Origin of the sequence: Fibrobacter sp. UWB13, assembly GCF_900177805.1 — a bacterium.
Taxonomy (GTDB): Bacteria; Fibrobacterota; Fibrobacteria; order Fibrobacterales; family Fibrobacteraceae; genus Fibrobacter.
In genome coordinates, this window is record NZ_FXAX01000001.1 from 1729568 (window position 1) to 1752809 (window position 23242).

General features: G+C 46.6%; 20 protein-coding genes. 15 read left to right on the top strand and 5 right to left on the bottom strand.

The window, feature by feature from the left end; translation table 11 throughout:
* The first annotated feature begins 354 nt into the window (after positions 1-354).
* The 10 genes from B9Y77_RS07215 (at position 355) to B9Y77_RS07260 (ending at position 11472) form a co-directional block, all read left to right on the top strand.
* The gene (locus tag B9Y77_RS07215) at positions 355-951 is read left to right on the top strand and encodes a restriction endonuclease subunit S (RefSeq protein ID WP_085491013.1); all 597 of its coding nucleotides are present in this window, start codon (positions 355-357) and stop codon (positions 949-951) included.
* 2 nt (positions 952-953) lie between these two features.
* Positions 954-2504: a type I restriction-modification system subunit M gene (locus B9Y77_RS07220; protein WP_085491014.1), complete on the top strand. Its 1551-nt coding sequence runs from the start codon at positions 954-956 to the stop codon at positions 2502-2504.
* A 78-nt stretch (positions 2505-2582) separates the two neighbouring features.
* A complete protein-coding gene (locus tag B9Y77_RS07225) occupies positions 2583-3458 on the top strand; it encodes a KilA-N domain-containing protein (RefSeq protein WP_254899954.1) in 876 nt (291 codons plus the stop codon).
* Between the two features lie 2 nt (positions 3459-3460).
* The gene (locus B9Y77_RS07230; protein WP_085491015.1) at positions 3461-4390 is read left to right on the top strand and encodes an MBL fold metallo-hydrolase; all 930 of its coding nucleotides are present in this window, start codon (positions 3461-3463) and stop codon (positions 4388-4390) included.
* Positions 4387-4884 (top strand): hypothetical protein, encoded by a 498-nt coding sequence (locus B9Y77_RS07235; RefSeq protein ID WP_085491016.1) that lies wholly within the window; start codon positions 4387-4389, stop codon positions 4882-4884. Before B9Y77_RS07230 ends, B9Y77_RS07235 begins: the two co-directional genes overlap by 4 nt.
* 5 nt (positions 4885-4889) lie before the next feature.
* On the top strand, positions 4890-6155 hold the full coding sequence (locus B9Y77_RS07240; protein ID WP_085491017.1) for a restriction endonuclease subunit S: 1266 nt from the start codon (positions 4890-4892) through the stop codon (positions 6153-6155).
* On the top strand, positions 6152-9247 hold the full coding sequence (locus B9Y77_RS07245) for a type I restriction endonuclease subunit R (protein WP_085491018.1): 3096 nt from the start codon (positions 6152-6154) through the stop codon (positions 9245-9247). The genes B9Y77_RS07240 and B9Y77_RS07245 overlap by 4 nt, the downstream gene beginning before the upstream one ends.
* On the top strand, positions 9247-9948 hold the full coding sequence (locus B9Y77_RS15935; protein WP_085491019.1) for a M48 family metallopeptidase: 702 nt from the start codon (positions 9247-9249) through the stop codon (positions 9946-9948). Before B9Y77_RS07245 ends, B9Y77_RS15935 begins: the two co-directional genes overlap by 1 nt.
* Before the next feature lie 238 nt (positions 9949-10186).
* Positions 10187-10678 (top strand): hypothetical protein, encoded by a 492-nt coding sequence (locus B9Y77_RS07255; RefSeq protein ID WP_139829271.1) that lies wholly within the window; start codon positions 10187-10189, stop codon positions 10676-10678.
* A 59-nt stretch (positions 10679-10737) separates the two neighbouring features.
* Complete coding sequence (locus tag B9Y77_RS07260; RefSeq protein ID WP_085491021.1) at positions 10738-11472, top strand: acid phosphatase; 735 nt, start codon at positions 10738-10740, stop codon at positions 11470-11472.
* A 55-nt stretch (positions 11473-11527) separates the two neighbouring features.
* Here B9Y77_RS07260 and B9Y77_RS07265 read toward each other — a convergent pair whose 3' ends face one another.
* The gene (locus B9Y77_RS07265; protein ID WP_085491022.1) at positions 11528-12463 is read right to left on the bottom strand and encodes a bile acid:sodium symporter family protein; all 936 of its coding nucleotides are present in this window, start codon (positions 12461-12463) and stop codon (positions 11528-11530) included.
* A gap of 125 nt (positions 12464-12588) precedes the next feature.
* Here B9Y77_RS07265 and B9Y77_RS07270 point away from each other — a divergent pair, with 125 nt between their 5' ends.
* Positions 12589-13617: an acyltransferase family protein gene (locus tag B9Y77_RS07270; RefSeq protein WP_254899955.1), complete on the top strand. Its 1029-nt coding sequence runs from the start codon at positions 12589-12591 to the stop codon at positions 13615-13617.
* Between the two features lie 92 nt (positions 13618-13709).
* A complete protein-coding gene (locus B9Y77_RS07275; RefSeq protein ID WP_085491024.1) occupies positions 13710-16631 on the top strand; it encodes a galactose-binding domain-containing protein in 2922 nt (973 codons plus the stop codon).
* Positions 16632-16768: 137 nt separating this feature from the next.
* Here B9Y77_RS07275 and B9Y77_RS07280 read toward each other — a convergent pair whose 3' ends face one another.
* Positions 16769-17779 carry a hypothetical protein gene (locus B9Y77_RS07280; RefSeq protein ID WP_254899956.1) on the bottom strand — a complete coding sequence of 337 codons (1011 nt, stop codon included), beginning with the start codon at positions 17777-17779 and terminating at the stop codon, positions 16769-16771.
* Between the two features lie 403 nt (positions 17780-18182).
* Between B9Y77_RS07280 and B9Y77_RS07285 the strand changes: the two genes are divergently transcribed.
* On the top strand, positions 18183-19034 hold the full coding sequence (locus tag B9Y77_RS07285; protein ID WP_085491026.1) for a DUF4423 domain-containing protein: 852 nt from the start codon (positions 18183-18185) through the stop codon (positions 19032-19034).
* Positions 19031-20599, top strand: a complete 1569-nt coding sequence (locus B9Y77_RS07290; protein WP_085491027.1) for a carboxypeptidase-like regulatory domain-containing protein — start codon at positions 19031-19033, stop codon at positions 20597-20599. Before B9Y77_RS07285 ends, B9Y77_RS07290 begins: the two co-directional genes overlap by 4 nt.
* Positions 20600-20675: 76 nt before the next feature.
* On the opposite strand, the gene B9Y77_RS07295 is transcribed toward B9Y77_RS07290, so the two are convergent.
* Genes B9Y77_RS07295 through B9Y77_RS07305 form a run of 3 tightly spaced genes read right to left on the bottom strand, consistent with a single transcriptional unit; the run spans position 20676 to position 22542 of the window.
* Positions 20676-20999, bottom strand: coding sequence for a DUF3392 family protein (locus B9Y77_RS07295; RefSeq protein ID WP_088640469.1), 324 nt, complete (start codon positions 20997-20999; stop codon positions 20676-20678).
* Positions 21000-21011: 12 nt separating this feature from the next.
* Positions 21012-21644, bottom strand: coding sequence for a dephospho-CoA kinase (gene coaE, locus B9Y77_RS07300; RefSeq protein WP_085491029.1), 633 nt, complete (start codon positions 21642-21644; stop codon positions 21012-21014).
* Positions 21645-21672: 28 nt separating this feature from the next.
* Entirely contained in the window at positions 21673-22542 is an 870-nt protein-coding gene (locus B9Y77_RS07305; protein ID WP_085491030.1) for a DMT family transporter, read from the bottom strand.
* 88 nt (positions 22543-22630) lie between these two features.
* On the opposite strand from B9Y77_RS07305, the gene mscL reads away from it, so the two are divergent.
* A complete protein-coding gene (gene mscL, locus B9Y77_RS07310; protein WP_085491031.1) occupies positions 22631-23080 on the top strand; it encodes a large-conductance mechanosensitive channel protein MscL in 450 nt (149 codons plus the stop codon).
* Positions 23081-23242 lie beyond the last annotated feature (162 nt).

The window sequence follows — 23242 nt, forward strand, 5'->3', positions numbered from 1 at the left end:
TCCCCAGAAATACGACATCTGGCGGTGAGGCGTAAGATAGAAAAAGACTATAAGTGTGGCTAGTGGTTGGTGATTAGTGGTTAGGAAATGTAATCGGAAATTGACCCGAAAAACGTCATTGCGAGGAATGAAATGACGAAGCAATCCATACAAAAAGGGAGGGGAAAGCCTTCCCCTCGCTCGCACTACGTTGCTCGCTACCCCTTCGCCTAGGGGCACCGCCCCCTAAAACCCCTGAAATTCCAAAAACAAATCACAAATCATCCATAACAAAAAAAATCTTCAAAAACCATTGCGTTCCCGGCCGAAATAACCTATATTACCATTGTAAAATCACAAAACAACCGTTGCAAAATGTTTTTGAAGGACGTTTCGAACATAAGAACAGGGCTGGTTACGGCCCGAAAACAGGCAAAAGGGCCCAAAAACGGCGATTTTCGGGAATATCGCCTGCTCAGCCTGCGCTGCATCAAGGAGCCGGGCGTCTTGGACGTGGGCCTTGCCGAACCGTATGCGGCCAACGACGAACTGAAGCAGGACTTTTTGACCCGGCAGGACGATATCCTGGTTCGCCTTAGCGCCCCATACACAGCCGCTTTGGTCAATGACGAATCCGCCGGCTATGTGGTACCCTCCCATTTTGCGATTATCCGCGTCGACAAATCGAAGGTGGATCCCGCCTATGTGTTGTGGCTTTTGCGCCAGCAATCCACTTTGAAGCAAATCTACCAGAATGTAAGCGGAACCATCGCGTTCGGCACAATCAATTCTAGTTTCTTCAACGATTTGAAAATCGACATCATCCCGCTCGAAAAGCAGCGGTTGATCGGTGCAGTCCTGAAGCTTTCGGAAAGGGAACAAGCCCTGCTTTCGGAACTTGCGAAGGCGAAAGCGGAACTGAACATGGCAATCATGGCCAATGCGTACAAAAGTTTAAGTAAAGGAAAATAGCAATGACGACAAAGCAAAACATCGAAAAAGTCCTCTGGAACGCATGCGACAGTTTCCGCGGTAAAATCGACAGTTCCCGCTACAAGGACTACATCCTGTCCATGCTCTTCGTGAAATACCTGAGCGACGTCTATAAGGAAACCCGCGAAAAATACGAGAAGCAGTACAAGGGCGACAAACAACGCGTAGAACGAGCCATGAGCCGCGAGCGTTTTGTGATGGATGAATCCTCCACGTTCGATTACCTCTACGAAAAGAGGAACGACAACCAGATTGGTCAAAAAATCAACGTGGCGTTGGCGGCAATCGAAAACAACAACAGCGCCAAGCTGCACGACGTTTTCCGCGCCATCGACTTCAACTCCACGGTTGACTTTGGTGAGCCCAAGGAAAAGAACGCGACCCTCAAGAACCTGCTGGAAGATTTCAAGGATCTTGACTTGCGTCCGTCGCAGTTGGACAACGCCGATATTATCGGTGATGCCTACGAATACATGATTGCAAACTTTGCATCGGATGCGGGCAAGAAGGGCGGCGAATTTTACACCCCGAACAAGGTGTCAGAACTTGTCGCGCGCTTGGTGAAGCCCAAGGAAAACGACCGCATTTACGACGGCACCTGCGGAAGCGGAGGCTTGCTGCTCAAGGCATTTGCGCAAATCAAGAACCGCAAGGCTCGTATTTACGGCCAGGAACAGAACATGCAGACTTGGGCTCTCTGCCGCATGAACATGTTCTTGCACGGAGTTGACGATGCCGTGATTTGGCAGGGTGACACGCTCTCAAACCCGGGCAACATCGAAAACGACCAGCTGATGAAATTCCAATGCATCGTGGCCAATCCGCCCTTCTCCTTGGACAAATGGGACAGCGGCTTCTTGGGCGATGCATCTGAGAACGACAAAAAGGCGAAAATGTCCGCCGATCTCGATCCGTATAAGCGTTTTGACTGGGGTGTTCCGCCGACGTCCAAGGGTGATTACGCCTTCGTGATGCATTTCCTCCATAGCCTCGACGACGCAACGGGCCGCATGGGCATCGTGCTTCCGCATGGCGTGCTATTCCGTGGAGCAAGCGAAGGCAAGATTCGCCAGACAATCATCGAAAAATTCAACTTCCTGGATGCGGTCATTGGCCTCCCGGCGAACCTGTTCTATGGCGCCGGCATTCCCGCCTGCATTCTCATTTTCCGCAAGAACCGCGGAGCCAACGAACACGTTCTCTTTGTGGACGCGAGTGGCGACGAACACTATGAGAAGGGCAAGAACCAGAACATTTTGCGCGAACAGGACGTGGCGAAGATTGTCGATACGTACAAGACTTATCTTGCCGACCCTAGTTACGGCGGCGAAGAAAAGTACAGTTACGTGGCGACGCTCGACGAAATCAAGAAAAACGACTACAACCTGAATATTCCGCGCTATGTTGATACCTTCGAAGAAGAAGCGTTGGTGGATATTGACGATGTCAAGACGAATATCAAGAACATCGAAGAAGAACTCTCGAAGGTCCAGAAGCAGATGGCTAAATACATGAAGGAGCTTGGGCTGTAAATTCATCAATTATCATTTTCGTGAAGTCACGAAAATGATGATGAGATATTTGTAATAAGGCAGAAATAGGAGCATGGTATGGTAAAAAAGATGATTCAAGCGAAAAAAGAGACGATTCATGCCTTAGGGATTGATATTGGTATCTATACCGCAGATTTCGAAAATGAGTATATCTCCCTGACGGATATTGCTCGTTTTAGAAGTTCTGACCCAAGAATTACGATTCATAGTTGGCTTAGAAATAGGGATGTGGTGGATTTTTTGGGGTTGTGGGAAGCCCTTCATAACACGGATTTTAAACGTAGCGAATTCGATACGTTTAAAAAAGATGCCGGTAGTAACGCTTTTACGTTCTCTATAAAGAAGTGGACCGATGAGATGGGAGCGGTGGGCATTGTCTCGAAGTCTGGCAGATACGGTGGCGGTATTTTTGCGCATAGCGATATTGCCATGGAATTTGCTTCGTGGATATCTCCTGAATTCAAACTGTATATTGTCAAGGATTATCGGCGCCTAAAATCGGACGAAAACAGCCGCCTGTCCCTAAATTGGAACCTGAATAGGGAAATTTCCAAGCTGAATTACAGGATTCATACTGATGCGATTAAGGGAAAACTCATTTTGCCGCAGTTGACCTCGATGCAGAAGAGTTTTGTTTATGCCGATGAAGCTGATTTGTTGAACGTGGCTCTTTTTGGAGAAACCGCCAAGGAATGGCGGGATGAAAATCCGGATAAAAAAGGGAATATTAGGGACTATGCCGATATCCCGCATCTTTTGGTCTTGGCGAACCTTGAAAGTTACAATGCCATTTTGATAAAGGAAGGGGTGCCGCAATCAGAACGACTTGTAAAATTACGTGAAACAGCAGAAAGTCAACTAGGAACTATTCTATCACTTGATTTACAAAAGCCGATTTTGATTGAAAATGGAACAAAGAGGATAGGGAAGTAAGTATGAGTATCATCAAGTCGTTTTCTGTTGGCGAAGGTGACATGTTTTACATAAAACATGGTAGCAGTAATTTTACCATTATAGATTGCTGCATGGATGATGATAATGCAGATTCTATTATTGGTGAGATCGTCCTGGAGAAAAAAGGAAAAGATATAACAAGATTTATATCAACACATCCTGATGAAGATCATATTCAAGGCTTAAAAAGGCTGGACGGTGCAATTGACATACGTAATTTTTACTGTGTAGAAAATAAGGCCACAAAAGATGAGCCTACGGAAGACTTTAAGTATTATTGCGCTCTTCGGGACAATAATAAAATCAGTTTTTATGTCTATAAGGGTTGTTCTCGTAAATGGATGAATGATTGCGATAGCAGTAATCCGAATGATTATGGTTCTTCGGGAATTAATTTCTTATGGCCAGATACAAATAACGCTGATTACAAAGATGCGTTAAAACAGGCTGCGGAAGGAACGGCGTTCAACAACATTTCTCCTATTTTTACTTATGAAGTTACTAATGGCGTTAAAGTGATATGGATGGGAGATATGGAGAAAGATTTCCAAGAAAAAATAAAGGATTGTGTAACTTGGCCTCAGGTTGACATACTCTTCGCACCGCATCATGGAAGGGACTCAGGCAAAGTTCCCGAAGAAATTTTAAAGAAACTAAATCCTCAAATTATTGTAATAGGAGAGGCTCCATCGGAACATCTTAACTATTATAGGGGATACAATACTATTACACAAAATACGGCAAAAGACATAATTTTTGATAATGACGGCGTTTGGACGCATGTGTATTTTGCCGAGCGGAATTATCCGTATGATTTATCATTTTTGACAAACCGAAACGCATTTAACAGAAAATTAGGTTTCTATGCAGGTTCATTTTTACCATATAACGCAATGAGGACAATGCGATGAAAGAAAAAATACCTTTCTACAACATAGTGAATATGTTCTTCGTTGGATGTGTGTTCGTTATATTTACGATCCCGTTCTTTATTGGCGCTATTGATTTAGATGCAACAAAAAAATACAGTGAAATAATGTCGAATTGGACCGGAATTATTTCGGTAGCTGCAATTGCAGCAATGTTTGAAATAGGTTTTATTATAAATAGGCTTGGCTCAATAATCATTGAACCTCTATATGTCATTCTAAAAATCTGGCCACGTGAAAAATACGATGCAAAGATTTCTGAAATAAGTCAGAGCAATGCCAAGTTTCAGTCGATGATAACAGAAATCAATCTTATGCGTAGTCATATTATGATTTGCTTGATAATCTTGATTGCAGCGTTGTTTTTAGGGAAATTTCTTTATGCATTGAGCATGTTTGCCTTGATATGTATTTTTTCTCTTGGCGGAAGAAAACATAATACAAAAATCAATATTATTAGAAAACAGAATGGGTAGAGTGTATGACTCCAGAGATTGAAAAAAGAATTAAGGCTGTGCAGGCGGGGCGTGTTCCGGCTGGGTATAAAAGGACTAAAGTTGGGATTGTTCCGAAGGAATGGGGCGAGGTTCGCTTCCATGATATGTTTTCTCGTGTTGTGCGGAAAAATAAAGAAGGCAATACAAATGTATTGACTATTTCGGCTCAATATGGTTTGATTAATCAAAACGAATTTTTCAATAAGACTGTGGCGAGCGATGATAAGTCGAATTATTATTTGATGGAAAAAGGCGAATTTGCCTATAATAAAAGTTATTCAAATGGTTACCCATTTGGAGCTCTAAAACGACTAGACTTTTACGACAAGGGTATCGTTTCTCCTTTGTACATTTGCTTTGCCGCAAGTGAGAATAACAAATGTCCTGATTTTTATGTTCACTATTTTGAAGCAGGTCTGATGAATGGCGAAATTCAGGCGTTTGCTCAAGAAGGCGCTAGAAATCATGGGTTGTTAAATATTTCAGTAGATGATTTCTTTAATTCAAATTTGTTGAACCCGCCTCTTTCGGAGCAGAAGAAGATTGCGGAGATTTTGGCGACGCAGGATAGGGTGATTGAGCTGAAGGAAAAGCTGATTGCCGAAAAGCAGTGTCAAAAGAAATATTTGATGAGCACTTTATTAGATAAAAGACAAGAGGCGAAAGACGAAAGAGGAACAAGCTCATCTAATAAATTTAAAATCAATGGAATTGAGATAGACAAAAGCAAATGGGAAAGGAAGCGAATAAATGAATTCTGTTCATTAAAAAGCGGCAATACCATTACTGCATCAAAATTTCACGAAAACGGGAAGTGTCCTGTATATGGCGGTAATGGATTAAGAGGTTATACAGATACATACACCCATGAAGGGCAATATACTTTAATTGGACGTCAAGGTGCCTTGTGTGGAAACGTGAAATTCGTTGAAGGAAAATTTTTTGCGTCTGAACATGCAATTGTTGTTTCCCCTTATCAAAGTTCTAGTATTTTCTTGTATTATTTCTTTGATTTCTTGAATTTAAACAAGAAATCAGAATCTACGGCGCAACCAGGCTTATCCGTAGATAAGATTTCAAAAATTTATTGCCACCTCCCCTCTCTCCCCGAACAAAAGGCGATTGCCGATGTTCTTTCTGCAGCAGATGAAGAAATTTCCCTTTTGCAAAAAGACTTGGAACAAGAAAAACTCAAGAAAAAGTCCCTGATGCAGTTATTGCTTACCGGTCTTGTGAGGGTAAAAGTATGAGCTTTACAAATCAATCTGACTTGATGCTTGAAGACAATGCAAGCAAGTACCCCGCAATCGAAGTGCTGGCGAAGCTGGGCTATACCTACATTTCGCCCGAAGATGCTGCCCAGGAGCGTGGGACGCAATACAATGTTTTGCTCAAGGAAATCCTCCGCAAACAGCTCCAGAAAATAAACCAGTTTGAATATAATGGCATTGCTTACAAGTTCTCCGCCGAAAATATTGAAAGGGCTATCGCAGAACTTGATGTCCCGTTAACCGAGGGGCTGGTAAAAACGAGCGAACGCGTTTACGATGCCTTGATGCTCGGTAAGAGTTATCAGGAAAAATTGGTGGATGGGACAACGAAAAGTTTCAATCTGAATTATATCGATTGGGACAATTTCGAAAACAATGTTTTCCATGTGACGGAGGAATTCTCTTGCGACAGCTGGGACAAGCAGAAAAACGCCCGCCCCGATATTGTCGTGTTCGTGAATGGAATTCCTTTTGCCGTTATCGAGTGCAAGGCTCCCGATATTTCTGAAGAAAAGGGTGTAGAGCAGAATATCCGCAACCAAAAAGCGGAATATATTCCGCAGCTGTTCAAGTACGTGCAGATGGTTGTCGCAACAAACAAGAATGCGGTCGAGTATGCGACTGTGGGCACCGGGAAAAAATTCTGGAATATATGGCGTGAACAGGATACAGAATGGCAAGCGAGCCTTGTTGATCAGATTGTTGCGGGGCGTGTCCCGACGGAACAGGACAAGACGCTGATTTCGCTGTTCGAAAAAGAACGCTTGCGCAAGTTCGCGAAGTATTTTGTCGTTTACGATGCCAACATCAAAAAGATTTGCCGATACCAGCAGTTCTTTGCGGTAGAGGCGATTATGAAGACCATTGCCGAAAATGACCCGGCAGGCAACCGTCAGAGTGGCGTCATCTGGCATACGCAAGGCTCGGGCAAGTCGCTTACTATGGTGATGGTTTCCAAGTATATTCTTGAAGAGCTGAGTTCGGTAAGCCCCAAAGTGATTGTCGTGACCGACCGTAAGGAACTTGACAAGCAGATTGCAAAGACGTTTACGCACACACGCCTGACGCCGGCCCGTGCTACAAGCGGCAAAAACCTTTGCGACCTGATTAACGAGGGCAAGGCTGACGTCATTACATCGATTATCAACAAGTTCAATACGGTAGATAATCAGGGTGTCAAGAACAATTCCAGGGATATTTTCGTCCTTGTTGATGAAAGCCACCGTTCGAACTACGGCTCGCTTGCTACCAAGATGCGAACGGTATTCCCGAACGCCTGCTACATCGGCTTTACCGGCACGCCGCTTCTGAAAAACGAAAAGAACACCTTGCATAAGTTCGGCAAGCTGATTCACAAATACACGATTAAGGATGGTGTAGAAGACAAGGCGATTGTACCGCTGATTTATGAAGGCCGCTTTGTGGACCAGAAAGTCGATGAAGAAAATATCGATTTGTGGTTCAAGATGGTGACGAAAAAGCTGAACAAATCGCAGATTGCAGAACTGAAAGCAAAATGGAGCAGCATTCAAAAACTTACGTCTAGCGATTCGCGCATTCGGCGTGTGGCAATAGATATTTACCAGCATTTTATGGACGGTTACAAGGAATCGGGATTCAAGGCGATGCTGGCGTGTAATTTCAAACGCGATGCCGTGCGCTACAAGCAAATTTTCGATACCCTTTGCGACATCAGGACGGAGGTAGTCATTTCGGCCCCGGATATGCGCGAAGGTCATGACGATGTTGACGAAAGTTCCGATGACCTTGTCGTAAGCTTCTGGAACAAGATGATGAAGCAGTATGACGATGCCGATGACTACGAGGATACGCTGAAAAGCCAGTTCTACGATGGCGAAATTGACATCTTGATTGTCTGCAGCAAGTTGCTTACGGGTTATGACGCCCCGAGGACGCAGGTCCTTTACATAGACAAGGAACTTAAGGATCATGGGCTGCTACAGGCGATAGCTCGTACGAACCGACTATACGAAGGTAAGGATTTTGGCCTGATTGTAGATTATCGAGGCCTAATTAGCAAGTTGGACGCCGCCATGGAAGTGTATAGCGGTGCCGGACTTGAAAATTACGATTCGGCGGACATCAAGGGCGTTGTCGTCGATGTCATGGCTTGCGTGGCACGCCTCCGCGAAACATACTCGCAGTTGTGGGATATTTTTGCATCTGTCAAGAACAGGAAGGATACGGAAGAGATTGAAATCTTTTTGGCGGATACAGAAGTCCGAGCCAAGTTCTACGATGCTCTCTGCGTTTTTGGTCGCGCTTTTACAATGGTGATGAACTCCGTGAAGGCGTTTGCCGCGTTCGAACGCAGAGAAATCGAAATGTTCCGAGATACATTCGTGTTTTTCTCGAAGATTCGCCGCAGCGTGAAAATCCGCTATGCCGATGCGCTTGACAATTCGGAATACGAACCGCAAATGCGAAACCTGCTGGATACTTATATGTCCGTGAAGGATGTGCAGCAGATTTACGAACCGATTGATATCATGAATATCGGCGATTTCGACAAGGTTGTTGACAAATTGCCGTCGGATAGGTCTAAGGCCGATGCTATCGTATCGCATCTTACAAAACGCATAAAGCTGAACCGCGATGAAGACCCTGCCTTTTATGATAGTTTCTCTAAAAGAATCAATACTGTCTTGGAAGAATTCAAGAATAGGATTCTTTCAGAAAAGGAATACCTCAAGCAAATATTTGAGGTGTTAGGGGATTTCCGTAGAGGCGATACCAAACAGAAGTTCCCGGAAAAGATTGCGGGTGATTTGGATGCGCAAGCATTTTATGGCGTTGCCATGCCTGTACTTTCTGAAAAATACAATATGGATTCCGAAGCTATCGCGACTGTTTCGCAGAAGATAACGCAGATAGTGCGGACTCATGATACCGTTGACTGGAAAACGAATATCGATATCCACAACCGTATTCGCCAGGATATTGACGACTTGTTCTATGAATTGGAAAACGACAAGAGTATTGCAGTAGATTTTGACGACATCGACAAAATCACGGAAAGCGTGCTGAACGTCGCCATGAGGAGATTCTGATGCTCCGCACAGTTGTTGTAGAGGGCAAGTCTATAGGCTACATGCTTGAGCGAAAGCCCGTCAAGAATATAAACCTGCGTATCCGTGCCGACCAAAGCGTGTATGTATCTGCTCCGAAAGATGTAAATGCAAAGACTGTCGATGCATTTGTATCCGAAAAATCAGCGTACATATTGCGCGCACTCAAAAAATTCAAGGACAAAAACCGTGAGACTGTTTTAGAGAACAACTTTGTTAATGGCGAAACGGTCAAGTTCTTGGGCCGCAACTTGCGTCTCAAAATAAAGAATGCATCGCGCAGTAAAGTAGAATCAGACGAAAGTTACGTGACGTTATATGTTAAGGATGTGCAAGATGCCGATTTAAAAAAACGCGTGCTCGAAACATGGCTCCGCAAAAAATGCAAAGACGAAATAACGGCAATTTGCAAGAAGGTTTACCCACAAGTAAAAAAATATGGCATCGCGTTCCCAGAAATCCAGCTCCGCGAAATGGTTTCTCGTTGGGGTTCCTGTTCTCCGAAAAAAGGATTCGTGACATTCAATACTGCACTAATCGCCATGCCAGTGTCGTGCATTGAATATGTAGTTACGCACGAATTTACGCATTTCCTATACCCGAACCATTCCAAAAAGTTCTACCAGCAGCTGGCGACATTCATGCCCGACTGGGAAGAACGTAAAAAACGGCTGGAAGGGTGATATCAATAATTAGGATAATATGCAAACTCCACTTGAAATTCTGAAGACGGTCTTCGGCTACAGTTCCTTTCGCCCGATGCAAGAGACTTCGCAAATTCGTTCACTGTTTTACCTCTTTTACCGTACTTGTTTTTCTCAAATTTTAATTGTATATTACCTTCAGCACCAGAAAGGGTGATGTTATTAGATCGCAATCCGCGCAAGCGGGGCGGTCTTTATTTTTTAAGGGAGCAAAAATATGAACAGAATCAAACTTATCGGAATCAACACAGAGGGATCCATGCGATTGTGGTTTGGGCCAGAAACGAAAATCGGTGTTTTCGCGTCGAGAGATTTTGACGCAGATGATTATCGACTGGAGCAATGGGCCGCAGAAGCAGGGCGGTTCCATCAATGTCTTGTGGGCACATTCCATTCGGATGCGGAGCGTCGTATTTTAGACATTGCGCTTGCGAACGGTGCGTTTGCGGTCTGGATTCGCGGGTGCAGTCTTCCCCGCATTTATCGTGGCGCCGTGGAAAAAGCGATGGAAAACGACCACTTGCTTACGCTTTCGTGCTTCCACAGAAAGCACCACACAGAAGCGACTGCGCGTTATTGCGTGCAATTGGTGTCCATGTGCACGAAAAAGCACACGTTCTTTATGAACGAAAACGATTCGCTGTTGGAGCCTGCTTATCGTAAAGTAGCATGGCATCGCAACACGCAGCTTTTTTACGGACGCGATTAGTGCGCATTTCATTACTGTAATAAACGTTCACGCGTTTTCTAAAAATATATCTTTAAAATATGATTACACTTCTCCAAAAATCTGTTTTCGCTCTTGCCATTTGCGGAGCAACTCTTTGCAGTTTTGCGGCAGACGCAAAGCCATACGTCAAGGCAGACGCGCTTCCGAACGCGCTCAACTTCTACCCTGCGCCGCCGGAAACAACGTCCGTCCAGTTCATGTACGACATCTCGCAATACATGTGGGGCAAAGCGATGCGAGCGGATTCCGCACGTGCCGCCCTGGCCGTGGCGCAGGCGGTAGAAACGATCGAGGACATGGCCAAGATGTTCAGCGAACCTTTTGGCATGGAAATTTCGGCAAAGAAGACGCCCGCCATCATGAACATGCTCGAACGCGGAATCCGAACGCTTAAGCAGGTGGGGAGCCAGCCCAAAAGGCATTACATGAGACGCCGCCCCTATGACCGCTTCAACGAATCGACTCTTGTCCCTGCCGAAGAAGAGCGGCTGAGAACGAATGGCTCCTACCCGTCGGGACACACCATTCGCGCCTGGTCAATGGCATTGCTCTTGGTCGAGGTGAACCCCGCTGCGCAAGACGCATTGTTGAAGTACGCCTATGAATGGGGTCAAAGTCGCGTGATTGCAGGGTTCCATTGGCAAAGCGATGTTGATGCCTCCAAGGTTCTTGTTTCAGGAGCGTTTGCAAGCTTGCACAACGACGAAACGTTCCTTGCCGACATGAAAAAGGCACGAGCCGAATTCAAGAAGTTATCTGCAAAAAAGAAATAGCCTGCGGAAATTATCCACAGGCATTACATGGAACTCGCTGCAGTACTAGACAGCGCTATTTATCCCAGCGGCGGTAAACATTCGCGAGAATCGCACCGGAAATGTTATGCCATACGGAGAAAATGGCTCCAGGAACGGTCGCCATGGCAAGGCCAGAGAATGCGGTCGCCGCAAGGCTTGTAGCAAGCCCGGAATTCTGCATGCCGATTTCAATAGAGAGGGCTTTTGTTTTGGGCGTAGAGAACTTGAGCATTTTGCCGAGACCAAAGCCACAGCCGTAACCGAGCAAGTTGTGCAAAATCACCACCGCGAACACGATAGCGCCCGTCGAAAGAATCTTCGCTGCATTGTGCGAAACGACAGCCGCAACAATCATCGCAATAGCAACCACAGAAACGAGCGGCAGAACTTTAATCGCCCGCGCAGTCCATTTGCCAAAGAACTTGTTGATAACAAATCCTAACGCAATCGGCACAAGCACCACCTTCACGATGGAGAGGAACATCGCCATCACATCGACATTGACCGTTGTTCGGAGTAGCAAATAGGTAATCGCCGGAGTCAGCACAGGCGCAAGAAGCGTATTCACGCTCGTCATGCCGACAGAAAGTGCGACATCGCCCTTCGAGAGGTAAGTGATGACGTTACTCGCAGTGCCACCTGGGCAAGTGCCCACGAGAACCACGCCCGCCATTAAAGCTGCATCGAGTCCAAACGCTTTCGAAAGTAAAAAAGCAAGTGCAGGCATCACGATAAATTGCGCCGCGCATCCAATCGTAATTTCTTTCGGTCGCATGAAAACCAGCGCAAAATCACTCAACTTGAGCGTAAGCCCCATGCCAAACATCACGACCATCAAAAGGTAATTCACCCACGAAAGTTGGATCCAAAGAGTCGTGCTTGGGGCAAATAAAGAGAGGGCTGCAATAGCAAGCACCACCACAGCCATCCACTTGCCAATAAATTCACTTATTTTTTCAAGAATACGCATTGCAAAACACCTTGTTAAAGCGAAAGCTCCGAGCCTCCCTAGAGCTCCCAATGAATATAGAATATTTACAATTTTCACTAAAAAAACAGACATCGCTATTTTGAAAAATCAAGTATATTAATAGGGTGAACAGCATACTTCAGACATTGTCAAAACACAGAAGTGCCATAATGGGCTTTGCCATATTATGGATTATGCTGTTTCATTTGCGAGTCCCTACAGATATAGACTTCATAGATTTTTTCAGGTCCGTCGGTTATGGCGGTGTAGACATTTTCTTATTTTTGTCCGGTTTCGGTCTTTACTATTCCCTATCCAGAAAAAATTTTGATTTAAAGAAATATTATAAGAGCCGTTTTTTCCGCATCCTTCCCGAATTTTGGATTGTGATAGGCTTTGCCTTTTTGGCGCAAATGGATTTTAGCACTAGGGCTTTTTACCAATTGATATGCAAGGCGACAACACTAGGCTACTGGATTGGGTATCGTGACGAATCGTGGTTTATTTCTTGCATAGTGTTCCTATACGCAATATTCCCTGTTTACTTCAAGCTATTCAAAAAATACGGGTATAAAGCATCGTTCTATTTTATCGGAGCGGGATTTTCTTTAATGTTAATCTACGCATTAACTTGTATTCTTTGCTACAACAACAAGAACTACGGGGGATTCATCATATTAACTTACGCAAGGCTCCCGATATTTTTCATAGGTGCAATTTTTGGCCATTGGGCAAAAGACGGTTGCAACATTAGACTCACCAAAAAGCTCAAAACAATAGGTTTATCATCAGCCTTTATCGCGACAATTATTTTATTCACATTCCAGACCTATTTTTTCTACGCCTTGCAAACCTGTTCTCTAGCCTATCTCCCCTACATTATCATAACACCTGTTCTGTGCTTACTTCTTGCAAAATTTTTTGACAAATATAAAACCATTGATAAGATTTTCACCATCTTCGGGCTCATGTCATTGGAATTGTATTTGTGCCACATATTTATATACAAATTATTCTTTGATTTCATAGACTTTTTGGATAAAGATTCTTCGAACATTCTTACCATGCTAATTTCATTTTTTGCGGCATACCTCTTGTACATCGTCAACAAAAAAGTCTTGTCAAGAAGAACCCATATTAGAATTAGGCCCTAACGCCATTCGAAGCCGCACAATGCCCATGTTGCAAAATCGTTTTATTACATTTTGAACATGAGTAAACCCTACCCCATTCTTGAGGAGGATAAATGAAATTCAAGCAACTTTTGTGCAGCACGGCCTTCGCAATTTCTGCGACATCTGCGCTTGCCGCACAGAACATCATCGAGATTGACGATGCGCATCCGGGCGTTGTCATCAACAAGCAAAACATGATGGGCGCCGATCTCGCCATCTGGAATCCGCCCACGCGTTATTACGACATGACGCCCGCCCTCGTCGATGGCGGCTACACCATTTTCCGTTTCCCGAACGGAAGCTTGAGCAATGACTACCACTGGAATGGCGCAGGCAAATACGACAGCACTGGACTCTGGACACCAAGCGAAGAAAGTTGGGCTCCGGGATTCCTCGGCGAAACAATTTACCGTGGCACGACCAAAGACAACTACGGATTCATCCGTCGCAGCCACCTTGCCGATGGCGACAAGAGCACTATGTGGTGGGGCGAAATTCTCGATCCAAAAGACCCGCCTTGGATCGTTATTGAATTCCCTGAAAAGAAAGACCTCGATTCCATCATCGTCGAATGGGGCAATCTCCGCCCGAAGTCTTTTGAACTTTCATATTGGACGGACGAATACGCCGAATACCCGGGCGTTCACCAGAATCTCGAAAATAAGTTAAAGAGATGGGGTACCGTCAAGGTCACTAGCGGCGAAACAAAGTACAAGTTCGCCACAACGCGCGCTCGCTATGTAGCGCTCCGCTTCAAGACGACCGACTTGCCGTCTAAAGGCGTGCAAATTCGAGAAATGAAGCTCTATAGCGGTTCTGACGATTTACTCGCCGGGAACGATTACAAGTTCTTCGCGATGTCCACGCGCAACGGCGACAAGCCGCGCACCGACTGGACCAACATCAAATGGCATTTCGAAGAATTCATGACCTACATCAACAAGCTCCCAAAACTTGTCAATGGTCAAAAAGCTCAAGCCGTCATTTGCGTCAACGCAGGCACTGGAACCTCTAAGGAAGCAGCCGCCTGGGTGCGCTACGCCAACAAAGTCAAAAAGTACAACATCAAGCAATGGCAAATCGGCAACGAACTCGACGGCGAATGGGAAGAATCCGGCCCGCTCTCGGCAAGGCAATATGCCGCACGCTTTATCGAATACGCCCGCGCCATGAAGGCTGTTGATCCGAGCATCATTCTGCACGGCCCGCTTCTCAGCACACACAAGATGCAGCAGAAAGGCGCAGGTCTCATGGATGGCAAATACTGGATGGCAGAATTCTTGCGTATCGTCGGTGAAGCCGAAAAGGCCGATGGCAAGCGCTATCTCGATGTCGTTGACTTGCACACTTATCCGTACTGGGCTCCGAACAACTTGAATGCTGCAGACATGCTCAAGGCGAGTCTCGATGTTGCACACAACGCCGACACGCTCAACGCCTGGATGAACAAGTATCTCGAAGGCAAACGTCGCGTATTCCTCTCGGAATTCAGCACGTCCGTGCAAGGCTCTCAAATTTGGATGGACTACCCGCAAGCAGCTGGCATGGCAAACATTTTTGCACAATACGCCGTCCGCTTTGGCGACCGTTTCCAAGCACTCCCATGGGATGCTTTCGGCAACGTGTTTGAAGGTCCAGACCACACTTGGGGTACTATCAGCATGACCGCGCTTTTGAAAGAAGGTTCCTGGAACCGTTGGGCAAGCCTTGAACCTACTGCAGAATATTACGGTGTCTACATGACGTTCAAGCGATTCCTCGAAAGCGGTTACGCCGTCGTTCCTGTCAAGAGCACTACAGAATCAGTCGTGCCATACGCTATTTGCAAAGGCAACAGCTGCAACGTTCTTCTCGTGAACCTCACCGACACCAAGCAAATTGTGCAGGTTGACCGCAAGAGCGAAAAGAAAAAACCGAGCAATGCACGCGTAGAAGTTGACGTGTTTGGTGCAGAACAGTTCAAGTGGATTGGTGACCAGCGCGACGCTTACCCGTACCCGAAAATGGGTCCGAGCGGTCGCCGCATCGAAGGCAAGAACCGCGATATCGAAGTGCCGCCGTTTGGAACTGTCGTTGTCCGCATGAACCCGGCTCAGCAAAACAGCGCTCCCGAAGTTCTCGCTGCAGCACTCGAAAAGAAAGTCCTTGTCGTAGGCGATACGCTTGACCTCTTCGTGACCGCCGTGCAAGAAGGCGGCGAACTCGCCGGTGCAGAAATTCAAATCAAGAAATGGGACAAGAACGGCCCGCTTACGGTTCGTGCAACTCCTGATGACGGCAAATGGAATTCTTCCATCGAAAGTTTCCACTTGCAAATTCCGCTCACAGAAAAAGTCTCGATTGGCAATAAGGAAATCAAAGTCACCATCACAGGCAAGAACAAAAAGCAGGCGTCGTTCAACATTCCGTTCCGCGTCCGCGGCGCTTACCGCACCACAAGCGTGATGCAGAACTTCGACAACGGTTTAGACAACGTATCGTGGTTCCCGGTCGTGAATGGCGACAACGCCACCTCGATGGACGCTAAGGTCTTTAACGGCAACCCGCCTCTCGGCGGCTACATCCGCCACGACTTCATCGTCGAGCAACCGCCTAATCTCGGTTGGCCGAACTACTCCGGAGCCTACTACAACGTGCCGGAAGAAATCAAGAATTCCGTCGGTATCGTTTTCGATTACGCCACATCGCACAACAATCCGCAAGGCTACATCGAACTGCAAATCATGTCGAGCCAGGTCGAAGACTACGACGAATTCATGGTCCGCCTCAAGAATACGCGCGGCAACTGGGTTCGCGATACGCTCATCTGGGAGAACATGAAGCAGGAAGGTTGGGGCAAGACGATTCCGCAACTCGACCCGACCAAGATCAAGAACTTTGCCTTCCGCGCCCGCTATAGCGGCAAGGGATTCATCAACCTCGACAACATCTACTTGCTTGGGGAAAACGGCAAGGAAGTCCCGATGCCAAGAGGTCTGCGGAGACTCCGATAGCATCAGCGATTCGAGACGCGTATGGTGATGCCGGCACAAAGACCGGCATGACATGAAAAAAACGCCGTCCTTGCAATAAGCAGGGGCGGCGATTTTCATATTATGGATCCTATCGCCTTCGGCTCCAGGAAGACTAATTACGCAAGTTCGTTCACGTGCTGAAGCACAAGCTTTTGTGCAGCACCATTGTACAAGACGGCGTCATAGTTTTCACCATTCTTGCCCACGCGCGATTCCGTCACAATGCCGTTTTGAGCGCCCGTTTCCGTCGGTTCAAAGAAAATCTTGCCAAGAGCAGTCTTCTTTTCTTCAAGCATGTTCTGAGCAACAAACCAGTCGCGAATGGCCTTGAAATAAATCTTTTCAACATTCGAATCCTGCGGGAGCAAGTCGTTCAAACGTCTTGCAATTTCGCTGACCGGCACCGGAGATTCATCTGTCGGATAATTCTTAAGCTGTTCTTCGGTCACATGGAATTTTTCCTTACCACTGCGGCCAGTCTCGCCCAATTCTGCACGCGATTTGCGCCTTGCCAAACGTTCATTCGCCTGGGCAACGCATTTATCAATATTATCCAAGATAAACTTCTGGGCATCGGCATTGCACTTCGTGTAAATCGAATGGTGTCCACGAATATCGGCTTCGACCTTTGCAAAACCAAGTTCTTCACCACGCGGAGTCGGCAAATTCAAGTCCTTGCCCTTATCGCCCTCTTCCTTCAAAAGAATACCTTCTCTTGAAAGCACCTCTGCCACGTCTGCGTACACAAGCGGCATCATTCCACTTTCATGCGGGATCAAGAAATTCAAGCGGCGTACAACACCCGATACAGAAACCGGTTCAACAGAAATTTCGAACTTGGACAACATTTCAGGAGTAAAGACAAGTTCTTGCGTCGCTACTTCGCGGACAGGGCGCGGCTTTACAACCTTTTGCGGTTTCGGAGCCACCACCTTTTCGCGGCGTTCCATCACCGGCATAACCTTTTGCTTTAAATAATCAGCCACATAGGTAAGGCATTTGCTAATACGTTCCTGTTTACAAACATCCGTTTCCGGCAAAGCTTCCTCGGTCAGAGGGTTCACACCTTCCGAAAGCTTTCGCAAATACATTTCAGCACGTTCAAGAATCTTAATTTCTGCTGGCATTTTTAACAATCCCTTTTTAATCTTTTTCAGGCTAGAACAATATAACATCTTTTATAAACAAAAAAAGCCAGAGCAGCTCTTAACCGCACCAGCTTTACGCCTATACACCAAATTTTACTTAAAGATTAGCCGTAAACAAAGCCAAGAACAATAGCAACCAGTGAAAAAATCACAACTTGCCTTAAAACAACGATGTCTTCTTTCTGCATAGCTACCTCTCTGTTTTCTGTTCCCTAAATTAAATTTTTAGAGAGCGAACCGAACCGATGTAAGAAAAACATCATTTTTACAAAAATAATCCGTGATAAACATCATACACCATATTGTCAATTCGTCAATAAAACTTAAAAAAAAACTGTCCTTGTCCTTTGTAAAAAATCTATTTCATAATAGAGGGTTTACCATGTTAAACATAGACGAAATTGGCGATTACAGAGATTTACTGAAAAATTTCTTTGTGCAAAAGAAATTGGAATTTCCGCTATTTTCCTATAAGATGATGGGACAAAAACTTGGACTCGAAACGAGCCAGGTTTTCCGTGTATTGAATAAGGAATCCCACCTCCCCGCGCAGAGTATCCCGCTCTCCAAAAAATTGCTCGGACTCAAAGGCCGCGATGGAGAACTTTTTGAGATTTTGGTGGCAGCATCGAGAACCAAATCCAAAGCCAAAAAGGACAAGCTTTACAAGATGGCTCTCGCATTGCAAGACGTGAGCCTCCGCAAGCTGAACTCCAACGAAATTTTATTCCTCAGCCGCTGGTGGATCCCAGTTGTCCGTTCGATTATCGAAATCAACGGAGGCAAGGCGGATGTCCACACCTTGGTCAAGCAGATTACCCCCGCCGTTTCCGAAGACCAAGTCAAAGAAGCAATACGCGTCTTGAAAGAGCTCAAGATGATTACGCCGCTTGCTTCCGAGCGTTACGCCGTTTCGACCGTCAATTTTACATCGGCAGGAGCAACCAAAGTTACCGCCATTCGCAGTTACCAGAATCAACTGCTTACGCTTGCGCAAAACGCGCTCGTCAACATTCCGCCGAGCGAGCGCAACATTTCATCAATTCTCGCTTGCGTCGATGACGAATGTCTTGAAGACCTCGTCGAGATGACTTGTGAATTTCGCAGACAAGTTCAAAAACGCGTTGCCGAAGTTGCAGAGCCCAAGAAAGTCATGCAGTTCATTTTTTCGCTATACCCCGTCGCCGACATTTCTGACAAAGAAACATCTAAAGAAAAAGCGAGGATAGCATGAAAAGATTATTAGCATCTCTATCCTGCATTTTGCTATTCGCCTGCTCCTCGGATAAGAATCTCGCAGGCGCTAGCACCGTTGAAACCGAAAACGCTTGCATCATCAACGTTGTAAACATCGATTCTAAACCGGCTGCCAACGTCGTCGCAAGGATCCGTCCGCTTTGGTACGTGGAAGGAGTTTCATCGGATTCCGCCGTCACGCAAAATAATATACAAGACGCAACATTAGAAGTCGCCGCAGATTCACTCGGCAACATCGTCATGGATTCCATCAACTTCGATAAAGGCTACATCGAAATCATTGATGGCAATTCCGGCGTTTTCCAGGCAATCGCCTCTAGCGACTTAAAGAAGAATAAATTAACAACCATGCAAATGGAAGAACTCGGTTCCGTCACCGGCAAGGCAGAGCTCCCTGAAGGAACCGACTACGCCTGGGTCCAGATTTACGGCACCGATAAAATCGTAAAGACCAACAAAGACGGCGAATTCACACTCGATTCACTCCCGCCAGCAAGCTACCAGATTCGAGCCATTTTGCCTGACGAACAAGAAACCATCGGCGAAGCCTCCATTACAATTTCTGCTGGCGAAAAGAGCGATATCCTAGCGCTAGCAAAACCGACTCTCGAAAATGAACAATTAGAGCAATGGGCACATGTTCGCACCATTCCGCTTGATTCTACAATCTCGGATTGGATGAAACCCATCGCAGAAACTACCGTTGTCTTTGTGCGATTAAACGAAACGAACTTCGACTTTAGCGAAGCCATGGACAACGGAAACGACATCCGATTCACCGACCAAAGCGGGAACCGACTCGCATTCAAGCGAGCTTTCTGGAACAGCACCACTCCAGACACTCCGCAGTCCGCAGAATTCCAAATCCGCATCGACGGCTCATCAAGCGTTGAAAACCTCGAAATGTACTGGGGCAAGACCGCCGCACTCGACGCAAGCGCAAGCAACGATATCTGGGCAAGCCTCCCCGACTCGCTCGTAAAAGCCATCCATTCCATCACGCTGATTGACTTCGAAAATCAAAAACTCGAATCCGCATTTGACTACGGCGACGGTCCGCGCGAATGGTACTTCCATCCACAAGACACAAACGTCACGACAACGCCCTCAAGCGAAAACATCCAGGACGCCTTTGAATCCAGCAAGGAACGTGGCGGCTACGTATTCCATTGGAAGAGCACTAGCAAAACAAGAGGCAAGTGGTCGATGATAGGCACACGAATCAACCGCAATCCATCAAGTCTCGAGGGCATCGATTCCATTGCGTTCTACGCCAAAGGCAAGGGCGAGCTCGGTTTTGCGGTAGAAGTTCTCAACGAGCCAACCGGCAAAACAAAGTATGTGGACTATCTCGATTCCACCTGGAAACGCTTCAGCTTTACGCCAAGCGATTTTGTCGAAGGCGATGGCGAGTTTGGGAATATGGGATGGGATTTCGTCAAGCCGCGCGTCACGACTTTCACCATCTGGATTGTAGACGAAAGCGAAATGTGGATTGACGACGTTATTTTATACGGAGTAAACCGCGACAATTTTAATTAGCTATTAGTCATCAGTCATTAGTTAATAGTTATTGATTGAATCTAACGACTATTGACCATTGACTATTGACTAAGTATCAGATATCTTTCCCGCTTTTGGCGAGGAACGCAAGCAGCACAAAGCATCCCGCAACCACACCAATCAAAGGCAAGTCCGAAAGTTCGCGCAATACCATGCGCAAAAGGCGCACCATCTGCGAACTTGCAAACGCATACCCGACACTGCACAGCACAACAAACAGTGCAAAGCGCCCAATGAACGGGATGCTTTTCGTGATGCGCTTGAAATAGTTATTGATGCAGGCGCCATAGAGCATCAAAAGCGTTGCAATCAGCCCGACCGAAATTGAATTCAAATGGGCTCTCAAAAAATTCGCGAACTGGTGAATATAAGGTTGCATAATTCCAATAAATTAGTGTAAGTCTCTTAGCAGTTCATCAAGCTGCTGTTCCACGTGCAATTTATCGCCATCGTTCATAACCGTGCGAATCCGCTTGCCCGGGAAAAGTTCTGGTGCGCAGGCGCCACGCTGATTTTCAATACGGCGTTTAGCATCGCTTTCGCTGAGGCCACGCAGCACCAGGCGTTCCAAGCGAACGCATTCAGGCGCATCGACAATCCAGATTTCGTCAAGCATTTTTACAAGCTCGGGCGCACGCGAGAAAAGCGCAGCCTCCACGAACCGGCACTTGTCCGCGACTCTCGTCAACTGCGTGGCTCTTTCACTAGAAGAGTCCGCGGCCTCCCCTGTAAAAAATTCCGCCACGGCACGGTTCAAGTACGGGTAAACAATCTGCTCCAACTTCACGCGAGCATTAGCATCCGCAAAAACTCGGTCCGCAATCAGCGCGCTATTCACGCCCGTCGGCGTCAAGCATTCTTCGCCAAAGTACGCCGCCATTTCAGCGCGCAGCCCCGCCGAATCGCGGTAAAGTTCATGCACTTTGCAATCGGCATCAAGCACCTGGAAATTACGTGTACGCAGCAAGGCCCCGACAAAGGACTTGCCCGCACCTATCGAACCCGTAATTCCAATCTTCAGCATAACGCTACTACTCCGCGACCATAAAAAATCAACGTCCGAGCGAAATCAGGCACAAGCCAATGACCACGCCCAACATTGCAAAAAACTTCGTTTTGCTCTTGCGTTCCTTGAATATAAGAATTCCCGCCAAGAAGCTGATGAACACACTCGAACGACGCAGCACCGTAATGATCGAAATCAACGCATCCGAATCGCTCACCGCCAAAAAATAGCAACGGTCTGCAATAATCAACAGCGCCGCCACCGCCAAGAACGACCAACGGAACTGAAACGGAGTCGTCTTTTTACGCGTCGGGTACCACGTGAACATAGTCGTCAAGAACTGCACCACGCACATGTAAATGCTGAACCAAACCTGAACCGTCAACGGTTCAAAATTCATGCGTTGCAAAATCAGCTTATCGTAAATGCCGCTGCAAGCCGCCAAAATCGTCCCGAGGAGCATCGCCACGACCCAGCCGTTGCTAAAGAAATGCCCCATTTCCTTGCGGCCCGCAAGCGAGAGCCCGATGTACGAACAAACGCAAACTGCAATACCCACCCACTGCATCACCTGCGGACGCTCGCCCAAAAAGCCAACCGCAATCATGATTGTAAACAAAGGAGCTAGCGCACGAATTGTCGTAGAAATGCTAAGCGGCATGTGCGCAATCGCGCTGTACGTAAAAAGCCAGCTTCCGCCGACAATCACCGACTTGACCATCAAAAACAGGTGGTCATGCAAAGTCAGCGGCTCGCAATGCCCGGACAAAAGTACCGGCAACATCAAAAGCGCATAAAAAACACTGCAGAGCAAAAGTACCGGACGGACAGCGTTATCCTGAACCGATTTCTTCTTAGCCAAGTCGTAAAAGCCAAGAAAAACCGCCGAAGCAAAAGCCAATATTAACCATGACATAACGCGCCAAATTTAAAAATTGCTAGCCAATAATCAAAGGTTTTTCCTATTATTTAATAACGTTAAACAACCCAACAAGGAGAAAGAAATGGGAATCAAAAACAAAGCAGCTTCACTCATTGAAGAATTCAAGGCATTTGCCTTCAAGGGCAACATCGTCGACATGGCCATCGGTATCATCATCGGTGCCGCCTTCGGTAAAATCGTTAACTCCTTCGTGAACGACATCGTCATGCCGCTCGTCACTGCAGTCATTGCCAAGTGCGGCGGCCAGAACGCAGGCGAAGGCATCAAGACGCTCGTCTACACGACCTCCGAAGGCATCGCCATTCCGTACGGCACGTTCATCGGTGAAGTCCTGAACTTCCTCATCGTCGCATTCGCCGTGTTCCTCATGATGAAGAAATTCCTCGGCTTTATGCAGAACATGCGCAAGAAGAAAGAAGCTGAAGCAGCCGCAGCTCCGGCAGCACCTCCGGCACCGAGCGCCGAAGAAAAGCTCCTCACCGAAATTCGCGACCTCTTGAAGAACAAATAATTAAAAAGGGGGAAGCCTCCCCCTACCTCGCACGACGTTGCTCGCTACCCCTTCTAACGGGGTGGTCCCCGTAACGCCCCCGATGCAAAAAACGCGCAACCCAGTTGCGCGTTTTTTTATTGTCACCCCGCACCTGTTGCGGGGTCGCCATCTCGTAATACG